At 72.6% G+C, this 10,035-nt stretch carries 11 protein-coding genes; 8 read left to right on the top strand and 3 right to left on the bottom strand.

All coding sequences use genetic code 11. From position 1 onward, the window contains the following. From CKO43_RS23760 to CKO43_RS23745, 4 genes are all read left to right on the top strand, one after another. A partial coding sequence (locus CKO43_RS23760; RefSeq protein ID WP_200380197.1) for a phosphonate ABC transporter ATP-binding protein occupies positions 1 to 656 on the top strand: 656 nt, incomplete at its 5' end. Beyond that, complete coding sequence (locus CKO43_RS23755) at positions 650 to 1,471, top strand: PhnE/PtxC family ABC transporter permease (protein ID WP_200380196.1); 822 nt, start codon at positions 650 to 652, stop codon at positions 1,469 to 1,471. The genes CKO43_RS23760 and CKO43_RS23755, both read left to right, overlap by 7 nt. Continuing rightward, positions 1,468 to 2,235 carry a phosphonate ABC transporter, permease protein PhnE gene (gene phnE / locus CKO43_RS23750; protein WP_200380195.1) on the top strand — a complete coding sequence of 256 codons (768 nt, stop codon included), beginning with the start codon at positions 1,468 to 1,470 and terminating at the stop codon, positions 2,233 to 2,235. Before CKO43_RS23755 ends, phnE begins: the two co-directional genes overlap by 4 nt. A 74-nt stretch (positions 2,236 to 2,309) precedes the next feature. Beyond that, on the top strand, positions 2,310 to 3,305 hold the full coding sequence (locus CKO43_RS23745; protein WP_200380194.1) for an NAD-dependent epimerase: 996 nt from the start codon (positions 2,310 to 2,312) through the stop codon (positions 3,303 to 3,305). On the opposite strand, the gene CKO43_RS23740 is transcribed toward CKO43_RS23745, so the two are convergent. Together CKO43_RS23740 and CKO43_RS23735 are read right to left on the bottom strand one after the other, a co-directional pair. Beyond that, positions 3,206 to 4,102: a S1 family peptidase gene (locus CKO43_RS23740; RefSeq protein ID WP_200380193.1), complete on the bottom strand. Its 897-nt coding sequence runs from the start codon at positions 4,100 to 4,102 to the stop codon at positions 3,206 to 3,208. The genes CKO43_RS23745 and CKO43_RS23740 overlap by 100 nt on opposite strands. A 124-nt stretch (positions 4,103 to 4,226) precedes the next feature. Next, entirely contained in the window at positions 4,227 to 5,501 is a 1,275-nt protein-coding gene (locus CKO43_RS23735; RefSeq protein WP_242477761.1) for an N-acyl amino acid synthase FeeM domain-containing protein, read from the bottom strand. Positions 5,502 to 5,779: 278 nt separating this feature from the next. Here CKO43_RS23735 and CKO43_RS23730 point away from each other — a divergent pair, with 278 nt between their 5' ends. Genes CKO43_RS23730 through CKO43_RS23715 form a run of 4 tightly spaced genes read left to right on the top strand, consistent with a single transcriptional unit; the run spans position 5,780 to position 8,768 of the window. Then, positions 5,780 to 6,445, top strand: a complete 666-nt coding sequence (locus tag CKO43_RS23730) for a hypothetical protein (protein WP_200380192.1) — start codon at positions 5,780 to 5,782, stop codon at positions 6,443 to 6,445. A 13-nt stretch (positions 6,446 to 6,458) separates the two neighbouring features. Continuing rightward, on the top strand, positions 6,459 to 6,743 hold the full coding sequence (locus CKO43_RS26015) for an HPr-rel-A system PqqD family peptide chaperone (RefSeq protein WP_200380191.1): 285 nt from the start codon (positions 6,459 to 6,461) through the stop codon (positions 6,741 to 6,743). Continuing rightward, positions 6,740 to 7,672: an HprK-related kinase A gene (locus CKO43_RS23720; protein WP_200225952.1), complete on the top strand. Its 933-nt coding sequence runs from the start codon at positions 6,740 to 6,742 to the stop codon at positions 7,670 to 7,672. The genes CKO43_RS26015 and CKO43_RS23720 overlap by 4 nt, the downstream gene beginning before the upstream one ends. After that, complete coding sequence (locus CKO43_RS23715; RefSeq protein WP_200380190.1) at positions 7,665 to 8,768, top strand: nucleotidyltransferase domain-containing protein; 1,104 nt, start codon at positions 7,665 to 7,667, stop codon at positions 8,766 to 8,768. The genes CKO43_RS23720 and CKO43_RS23715 overlap by 8 nt, the downstream gene beginning before the upstream one ends. A gap of 22 nt (positions 8,769 to 8,790) precedes the next feature. Here CKO43_RS23715 and CKO43_RS23710 read toward each other — a convergent pair. Continuing rightward, a partial coding sequence (locus tag CKO43_RS23710; RefSeq protein WP_200380189.1) for a tetratricopeptide repeat protein occupies positions 8,791 to 10,035 on the bottom strand: 1,245 nt, incomplete at its 5' end.

The raw sequence follows: 10,035 nt of genomic DNA, 5'->3' as shown, positions 1-10,035 counted from the left end.
ACCAGGGGTCGCGGCCGGCTGCCGGCCGTGTCGAGCTCGACGGCCGCGACCCCTGGTCGCTGCCGCGCGCCGAGCTGCAGCGCCTGCGCGGCCGGCTCTTCCTGGCGCCGCAGACGCCGCCGCTGCCGCCGCGCCAGCGTGTCGTCACCGCGGTGCTGGCCGGCCGGTTGCCGGCGATGGGCACCTGGCAGAGCCTGGTGTCGCTGCTGCATCCGCAGGACATCCCGGCGGCCGAGGCGGCGCTGGCGCGTTTCGACCTCGCCGACAAACTCTTCGAGCGTGTCGACCGGCTCTCCGGCGGCGAACGCCAGCGTGTCGGCCTGGCGCGGGCGCTGCTGGCGCCGGCCACGCTGTGGCTGGTGGACGAGCCGCTGTCGGCGCTGGACCCCGCACGTTCGGCGCAGGCGCTGGCGGCGCTGCGCGACGAGGCTGCGGCACGCGGCGTGACGCTGATCGCGTCGCTGCACCAGGTCGACGCCGCGCTCGCGGCGTTCCCGCGCATCGTCGGCCTGCGCGACGGCCGGCTGGCTTTCGACCTGCCGGCGGCCGAGGTCACGCCGGCCCGGCTGCAGGCCTTGTACGCGGCGCGTGACGACGTCGCGCCGGTGATGGCGGAGTTGCCGGCCGTGCCGCCGCTGGTCGCCGGCCGATGCTGAACCCGGCGCGCCGCGACCCGGCCTGGGCCGGCCGCGTCTTCTGGAGTGGCGCCGCGCTGGTGCTGCTGTGGCCGCTGGTCGTGGCCACCGAGTTCCGGCCACAGCGCCTGTTCGAAGCCGACACGCTGGCCGTCACCGGGCGTTTCCTGGCCGACTTCTTCCCGCCGGCGCTGGCGCCGGATTTCCTGGCGCTGGTCGCACGTGCCACCTGGCGCACGGTCGCGATCGCCACCGCCGGCATCACGCTGGGGCTCGTGATCGCGGTGCCGGGCGCGCTGCTGACGGCGCGTGTGCTGTCGCTGTCGGCGCTGGCCGGGCCCATGGCCGTCGCGCCGCTGCTGCTGCGCCAGGCGCTGCGTGCCGTGCTCGTGGTGCTGCGCAGCGTGCCCGAGCTGGTCTGGGCGCTGGTCTTCGTGCGTGTCGTCGGCCTGGGGCCGACCGCCGGCGTGCTGGCGATCGCGCTGACCTATGGCGGCATGCTCGGCAAGGTCTACGCCGAGATCCTGGACAGCGGCGAGGCGGCGCCGGCGCAGGCGCTGATGCGCCAGGGCGCCGGCCGGCTGCAGGCTTTCTGCTACGGCCTGCTGCCGCAGAACGCTCACGAACTGGCCTCCTACACCGTCTACCGCTGGGAATGTGCGGTCCGTTCCTCGGTCGTGCTCGGTTTTGTCGGCGCCGGCGGCCTGGGGCAGGAGCTGGACGGCTCGATGAAGATGTTCGCCGGTGCCGAGGTGGCGACGATGCTTGCGGTCTTCGTCGCGCTGGTGGCGCTGGCCGACCGCGCCAGCGCGAGCATCCGCCGGGTGCTCGGATGACGCAGCGCCGCGCGCCCCGGCCCGATACCCGCAGCCTGTTGCTGCTGGCGGCGATCGTCGCGCTGGTCGTGGCCAGCTTCGCGACGCTGGACCTGCAGTGGCGTGTCTTCGCCTCGGCCGAGTCGCTGGCGGCGATGGCACGTTTCGGCGCCGAGTTCTTCCCGCCGGAGCTGGCCGCGCCCTTCGTCGCCAAGGTCGTGCGCGCCGCCGGCGAGACGCTGGCGATGTCGCTGCTGGGCACCGCGCTGGCAGCGCTGGCCGGTCTCGCGCTGGCGCTGCTGCGCCGTGGCCGCTGGCTGGGGCGCTGGCTGATGAACGGGCTGCGCGCGATCCCCGAACTCGTCTGGGCGACTCTGCTGCTGCTGGCCGCCGGCCTGGGGCCTATGACCGGCACGCTGGCGCTGGCGCTGCATACCGCGGGCGTGCTCGGGCGGCTGTTCGGCGAGGCCATCGAAAACGCGCCGCCGGGGCCGGCCGAGGCGCTGCGCGCCCAAGGCATCGACGGCTGGCGGGTGGCGGCCTACGCGACGCTGCCGCAGGTGCTGCCGCAGCTCGTCAGCTACACGCTGTACCGCTGGGAGAACAACATCCGCGCCGCCGCGGTGCTGGGCGTCGTCGGCGCCGGCGGGCTGGGGCAGATGCTGGCCTTCCATCTCGGCCTGTTCCAGATGGGGCGCACGGCCACCGTGCTGCTGGCGATGATCGTTCTGGTGCTCGTGGTCGACGCCGCCAGCGTGCTGGCGCGACGAATGCTGATGCGCTGAGCAGGAATGCACGGCCGTGCCCGCGGCCGCGGGGGGCAGGGCGGCAGGGGGTGCATGCCAGAATGCCCGACGATATGAAGATCCTGCTCACCGGTGCCGCCGGTTTCATCGGCATGACCACCGCGCTGCGCCTGCTCGAGCGTGGCGACGAGGTCGTCGGTCTCGACAACCTCAACGACTACTACGACGTCCGGCTCAAGCTCGACCGCCTGGCCCGGCTGCAGCCGCACCCGCAGTTCCGCTTCGCCAAGCTCGACGTCGCCGACCGCGCCGGCGTCGAGGCACTGTTCGCCGCCGAGCGTTTCGACCGCGTCATCCACCTCGCCGCCCAGGCCGGCGTGCGCTATTCGCTGCAGAACCCGCACGCCTACGTCGACAGCAACCTCCTCGGCTTCATCAACATCCTCGAGGGCTGCCGCCACAACCGGGTGCAGCACCTGGTCTACGCGTCCAGTTCCAGCGTCTACGGCGGCAACACCAAGATGCCGTTCTCCGAACACGACAGCGTCGACCACCCGGTCAGCCTGTACGCGGCGACGAAGAAGGCCAACGAGCTGATGGCGCACACCTACAGCCATCTCTACGGCCTGCCGACCACCGGGCTGCGCTTCTTCACCGTCTACGGGCCCTGGGGCCGGCCGGACATGGCGCTGTTCCTGTTCACCAAGGCCATCCTCGAGGGCCGGGCGATCGACGTCTTCAACCACGGCCGGATGAAGCGCGACTTCACCTACGTGGACGACATCGTCGAAGGCGTGATCCGGGTGCTGGACCGCACGGCCGAGGCCGACCCCGCCTACCGCCCCGAGGCCCCCGACGCCGGTACCAGCAACGTGCCCTACCGCGTCTTCAACATCGGCAACCACCAGCCGGTGGAGCTGATGGCGTTCATCGGCCACGTCGAGGCGGCGCTGGGCATCGAAGCGAAGAAGAACCTGCTGCCGATGCAGGACGGCGACGTGCCGGCCACCTATGCCGACGTGGACGCGCTCGCGGCCTGGACCGGTTTCGCGCCGGCGACCGACCTGCGCACCGGCATCGGCCGCTTCGTCGATTGGTACCGCGTCTGAGACGAGGCCGTCGGCTGGCCGGCCGCGGCGCTGGCCTGGGCCAGCATCTCGTGCACGTGGCGCACGGGGATCGCGTAGCTGATGCCCGACGGGAACTGGATCGCGTTCTCGCGCGTGCCACGCACCAGCACCATGTTGACGACGGCGACGACCTCGCCGGTCTCGGCGTCGAGCACCGGCCCGCCGCTGTTGCCGGGGTAGGCGGTGGCGTCGAGCTGGAAGATGTCGAACGCGCCTTCGCGCAGCTTCTGCAGCGCGCGCGGGTCGAGCTGGCGCGAGGTCGGCGCCGGCAGCGCGATCGCGGTGATCGCGGCGATGATGCCGCGGTGCGTCACCGGCGAATAACCCAGCGCGCCGGCGATCGGGAAGCCGATCAGCGCGATCGACATGCCTTCGCGCGCGGCCTCGGCGCCGCCCAGCGCCAGCGGCGGCAGCGGCGGGCCGTCGATCTTCAGCAGCACCAGGTCGTGCGCGCGGTCAGAGCCGACGAGCCGCGCCGGCCGCGACTCGGATACCTTGCCGCCACGCGGTACCAGCACCGCCAGCCGGTTCAGCGCCTCGACGTCGCTGGCCGGCGGCAGCACGTGCTGGTTGGTGACGATCAGCGTGCCGTCGCCGACGGCAAAACCGGAGCCGCGAAAAGCGAAACGCGGGCTGTCCACCGGGTTGAAGGTGCCGACGGCAACGATCCCCGGCTTGACCGCGGTGATGACGTCCGGCAGGCCGGCCTGCGCCGGCAGCACCAGCGCCAGCAGCGTGGCCGCGAGCCAGGCGCGGCAGCAGGCGGCGGGCCTCAAGCCGCGGGCCCCATCGGGCGAGGGCGTGCGTGCAGGAACGGGCCGGAGGGCATGGGCGTAAGCGAGGGGGGCGCGGACGGTACGGTCAGCATAGCACCGGCCCCGCTGCCGGCATCACGCGGGATCAGGCGGCGTGGCGGCGCGAACCGTCGGCTGCCGCCGCCGGCGGCTGGGTTTCGGCGGCCAGGTCGGCGTGCGTGCTGCCGGTTTCCAGCAGGCGCACGCAGCGCAGCCAGGCGGCGTCGGGCGCTTCGACCCGGAAGCCGTGGTAGTGACCGGCGGCGGTGGGCACCCGGCGCACGACCTCGGCGATGACGGTGGACTCGACCCCTTCGCCCAGCATCACCTTGAGCCAGCCGCGCGCGCCCGGCTGCAGGTCGTTCGGGCCGTGGGCCTGGAAACCGTGCTGCGAGAGTTCGACCACCTCCAGCGGCCGCGGCTGGTCGGCCAGCGTGAGCACCGCCGGGCATTTGAGCGAGTAGCGCGGATGCCGCCGCAGCACCGCGCCGCCGGCCTGCTGGCCGTGCGGCAGCGGCGGCAGCACCGCCGCGTACTCGGTGTTGTCGTAGATGCTGTGCAGCAGGCCCAGGCGGCGTTCGTCGAGCTGGGCGAAGCAGTCGGTGCGCTGGGTGAAGAAGTAGTCCAGCAGCGCCGGCGTCATCACCGGGTCGTTGGTCGTGAAATAGCGGCGCGAGGGCAGTCTGGCGTTGGCCAGCTTGGAGACGACGAAGTACTGGTGCAGGTCCTTGCGCGGCGGCCGGCCTTCGTAGCCGTGCTTGAACAGGGTCGGCACCTCGTGCAGGTCCAGCGTCGCACCGACGGCCGGGGCGCCGTTGGCGAAGTCGTAGTGATCGACCTCGGCCGCCTGCAGCCGGCGGAAGAACAGCAGCGACTCGTAGAGCTCGATCTTCGACGGGTTGACGGCGATGACGATGTGCCGGGTGTCGAAGTACTGCACGCAGTAGTCGTGCATGAACTTCATCATCGGGAACAGGATCTTGCCGCCTGTGGAACGGAACTTCGGGTGTACCGCCAGCGCCGAGATCTCGGCGATGCGGCCGGGCTGGGCCCGCACCGCGCTCAGGTCGAACACCGACTGCAGCGGAAAGCCGAACACGCCCTCGCGGATCATCGACAGCGTGCCGACGACCTCGCCTTCCCAGAACGCGGCGATCGTCGTCGTCGTCGGCAGCGCGTGGTAGGGCGTGACCCGCAGCCCCGAGGGGTGGGGCTTCATGAAGCCGCTGGCGACGTAGGCGTCGTGCAGCAGGCGAAAACACGCTTCGAGCTCCGGGCGCGTGTCGGCGATGCGGATCTGCAGCCGCTCGTCCGGGGCCGGGTCGCAGTCCACCATGCGGCGGAAGATCGCGTGCCGGCTCGACTCCGGCAGCAGCGACATCGCGGACCGCATGCCACCGTGAACCTTTGTGCGCAGGTTTGAGCTCATGGCATGGTTACGGCGTGCGACGCCGCAGCTTGAGGGGACGGCAACAGCTTGTCGCAATTGAGCGCCGCCGTGGATTCGTGCAGACCTGCACAAGAAGGGGGTCGGGAGGCGGCGCGACCACCGATTCAAGTGCCCGTTGCGAGGTGTTTCAGCCGGGGGTGGCGCACTACACTTCCTGCGGCCGACCCGATTCCGGGGTGGCCGCCTGCGCTGTATCCGAGGGAGGCGCCTTGAACGACACCCAACATCCCGCCGCATCACCCGATCCGGCCGCCGAGAAGACCGCGCCGGACGCCGCCGGTTTCTCCTCCCGTCGGCGCCGCCTGCTGAAGATCGCCAGCGGGGCCGCGCCGGCCTCGCTGCTGCTCGTCGGCCGGCCGGTGCACGCGACCTACAACTGCGTCTCGACCTCGGCCTGGGGGTCGGCGATGGCGTCCGCGAGCGCCTCGACGAGCAGTTCGCGTGTCACGCAGATCGATGGCTGGTCGCTCGCGCACTGGTGCAGCAATACCGCCTACGCCAACTTCGGCGCGCCCTGGGACAAGCTCTGCTCGGCGCCTGGCAAGTACCAGCACAAGGTCAGCAAGGCCCGCACGGACATGACTGTGGGCGAGAGTGGGGTTGCCACGCCGTCCGGCCTGTTGCCCAACGTCAATCTCGGCGAAGCGTTGGCCGGCACCTGCAAGGGCTCGACCGAGTTCACGCGGAACCTGCTCGTCGCGCTGCTGAATCAGAAGCTGCTGTACACCTCCAGCCTGTCGCCGACTCGCTGCACGCCGGCGCCGGACGTCAACCAGATGGCCTCCGGGTCCTACCGGCTGACCTCGGGCAAGTCCTGGGGCAAGTCCGAGATCAACGACTACGTCAAGAAGAACTACCTCTCGCGGCCGAACTGAGGCCGCGCCCGCCGTGCTCTGGTCGTTCGCGTCCCGGCCTGCGGCGCACCTGCGTACCTGGGACGACGACGCCAGCGGCATCGGCTACGACGAACGCAGCGGCGACACCTTCGTGCTGGGCGCGCTGGCACTCGAACTCATCGTGATGCTCCAGGAGCGCGGCCCGCTGGCTGCTGCCGCCATCGTCGAGGATCTTGCGCTGCGGCTGGGCACGGTGCAGCCCTCGCTGGCGGTCGATGTCGATGCCGAACTCGGGCATCTGGCGGCACGCGGTTTCGTCGAGTCGCTGCCCACTTGAAACTCTCGGAACTCGATCGGGCCTCGCTGTCGCGGCGCCTGCAGGGGGGCGGCCTGCGCCTGGACCTGCAGCCCTTCACCGCCTGCGTGCGTTCGCGGCTGCCGGCCGTCGCCGACGCGGTGGCGCTGCTGTACGCCGATTTCCCGCTCGCGCCCGACGACGGATTCGTCGACTTCCACCTCGAGATCCGGGCGCTGCCGCGCTGGCTGCCGTGGCGGCCGCGGCGCGCACGCTTCCTGTTCGACGGACTGCCGGCCTTCGTCAGCCTGCCCGCCGACCAGGCGCCGACGATGCTCGAATGGGGCCTGAACTGGTGCGTGGCGGCGCACGCCCACCAGTTCCTGGTCTGCCACGCCGCGGTGCTCGAACGCGACGGCCGGGCGCTGGTGCTGCCGGCGCCGCCGGGTTCGGGCAAGAGCACGCTGGCCGCCGTGCTGGCGCACCGCGGCTGGCGCCTGCTGTCCGACGAGCTGGCGCTGCTGGACCCGGCCACCGGCCTGGTACACGGCATGGCGCGGGCGGTGAACCTGAAGAACGCGTCGATCGCGCTCGTCTCCCGCTTCGTTCCCGAGGCGACGATGTCGCCGCCGGTGCCTGACACGCTCAAGGGCACGATCGCGCTGATGCCGCCGCCGGCCGACGCGGTGCGCCGCCGCGCCGAGCCGGCGCTGCCGGCCTGGGTCGTGCTGCCGCGCTGGCAGGCCGGGGCGACGGCGGCTTTCGAGCGCCTCGACCGTGCCGACGCGGCGCTGCTGCTGGCCGAACAGTCCTTCAACTATCACGTGCTCGGGCTCGACGGTTTCGACGCGCTGACGGCGATGGTCGGGCGTTGCAGCTGCCTGCGCTTTCGCTACGGCACGCTGGACGAACTGGTGCCGGCCTTCGAGGCCCTGGCCGCCGGCCGGCCGCCGGGGGGCGAGCATGCCTAGCCTGTTGGTCGAGGTGCTGCTCGAGCCCGCGCGCGCGCTGTCGCTGCCGCTGGCGGGCTGGGACCTGCTGCTGCGCCAGGCGCGGCGCGCCAACCTGATCGCGCGCCTGCACGACGTGCTCGCCGACGCCGGCGTCGCGGCGCCGCCGCCGGCCCGCCTGCATCTGCAGGCCGCGCGCCGCATCGCCGACGCCCAGCGCCAGCGCATGCGCTGGGAGCTGGGCTGCATCGCCCAGGCGCTGGCCGGCGTGACGCCGTGTGCCGTCGTGCTCAAGGGCGGCGCCTATCTGGCGCTGGACCTGCCGCTGGCGCGCTCGCGGCTGTACGGCGATCTCGACCTGCTGGTGCCGCGCGCCGAACTCGCCGAAGTCGAGAGCGCGCTGCTGATCCACGGCTGGGTGTTCGAGCCGCTTTCGGCCTATGACGAGCAGTACTACCGCCGCTGGATGCACGAGCTGCCGCCGATGCGCCACCGCCGCCGCGGCACCGCGCTCGACGTGCACCACACGCTGCTGCCGCTGACCTCGCGCACCGCGCTGGCGACGCCGGCGCTGTTCGAGGACCTGCGGCCGCTGGCCGCCTGGCCCGGGCTGGCGACGCTGGCGCCGCCCGACCTGCTGCTGCACAGCGCGACCCATCTGTTCCACGAAGGCGAGTTCGCCAACGGCCTGCGCGACCTGTTCGACCTCGACGCGCTGGTGCGCCATCACGGCGCCGACGCCGGCTACTGGGAGCGTGTCGTCGAACGCGCCGGCCGCCTGGGCCTGCGCCGGCCGCTGCACTACGCGCTGCGCCATTCGGCCCGCGCGCTGGGCACGCCGGTGCCGGCGGCGGTGCAGCGCGAACTCGAGGCTGCGGCGCCGCGCTGGCCGCTGCCGGCCGTGCTCGACGCCTGCTACGAACGGGCGCTGCAGCCGCAGCATCCCAGCTGCGAGACGCCGGCGGCGGCCGGCGCGCGCGCGCTGCTGTACCTGCGTTCGCACTGGCTGCGCATGCCGCTGCCGCTGCTCGTGCGCCACCTGGCGCGCAAGGCCTGGCGCCGGCTCACCGGTGCCGAGCGCCGCGAGCAGGAAGCGGCGCAGCGCGTGGACGCCTGAACCCGGGCCGCGGCCCGGACCTTCAGCTCGCCTTCTTCAGCAGCTCGGCGACCTCCGCCTGCTCGGCGAAGCCGCTGCCCAGCTTGGCGAGCTTGTCGAGTTCGCTGCGCGCGCCGGCCTTGTCGCCCGATTGCAGCATCAGCTTGGCCAGCGTCAGCCGCAGCCCCGGCGCGTCGGGTGCGCGTTGCACCGTCTCCTTCTGCAGTTCCAGCGCGCGTGGCAGCTGGCCCTCGGCGGCGGCGGCCAGCGCCAGCGTGTCGCGCAGCGCGGGCTGCCCGGGCGCGATCGTGTTCGCCTTCTCGGACATCGCCAGCGCGCCGCTCTTGTGCTGCTGCAGCAGCAGCCAGGCGATGTTGTTCAGCGCCAGCGGGTTGTTCGGCTGGCGCGCCAGGACTTCGCGGTAACGCGATTCGGCGCCGGTCCAGTCCTTGGCCGCGACAGCGATGTCGCCGAGGTGGAAGCGGAAGGCGCTGTCGTCGGCGTGCTGCTTCTGCCAGCCGGCGGCAAAACGCTCGGCCTCGTCGCCGTGGCCGGCGTCGCGCAGCGCGCCGTGCAGGCGGATGGCGGTCTCGGGCCCGGGGGCCTTCTGCACCGCGCTGCGCAGCACGGCGAGCGCGGCGTCGGGCTTGCGCCGCGCGAACTCGACCTCGGCCTCGAGCAGGTAGCCGGCGGCTTCGGCCGGGCGCTGCTTCTGGATCTCGCGTGCCAGCGTGATGGCGTCGCCGTAGCGGCCGTCGCGGGCGTACAGGCCGGCGAGCGCGCGCTGCGCCGGCAGCAGCCGCGGCACGAGCTCGATCGCCGCCTTCAGGCTGCGTTCGGCGGCGGCGCCGTCCTTCAGGCCCAGGTAGGCGTCGGCCTGCCCCAGCAGCCCGGCGGGCGAACGCGGCTGGGCCGAGGCCAGCTTCTGGAAGCTGGTCAGCGCCTGCTGGTAGTCCTGGTTGGCGAGTTCCGCCCGGCCGAGCGCGTTCAGCAGCTCGCGGTTGGTCGGCAGCTCGGCGACGGCCTCGCGTGCGGCCCCGAGCGCGCCGCGCACGTCGCGGCGCGCCAGGCGGTACTCGATCAGGCGCAGCCGCGGTTGCGCCTGGGCGGGCGCAGCCTTCACCGCGGCGGCGTACTGGGCGCCGACCTGATCGGCGCTGGCGCCGCTGCGCTCCAGCAGCTCGGCCAGCGCCAGCATCGCGCGGTAGTTCTTCGGGTCGCGCGCGAGTTCGGCCTCGAAGCGCTGGCGCGCCTGCTGCGGCTTGTCGTCGGCGAGGTCGAGCGCGGC

It is taken from the genome of Rubrivivax gelatinosus (assembly GCF_016583785.1).
GTDB classification, from domain to species: Bacteria; Pseudomonadota; Gammaproteobacteria; order Burkholderiales; family Burkholderiaceae_C; genus Rubrivivax; species Rubrivivax gelatinosus_B.
The sequence above is the reverse complement of the archived record's forward strand: the minus strand, read 5'-3'. Positions and strand labels throughout refer to the sequence as shown.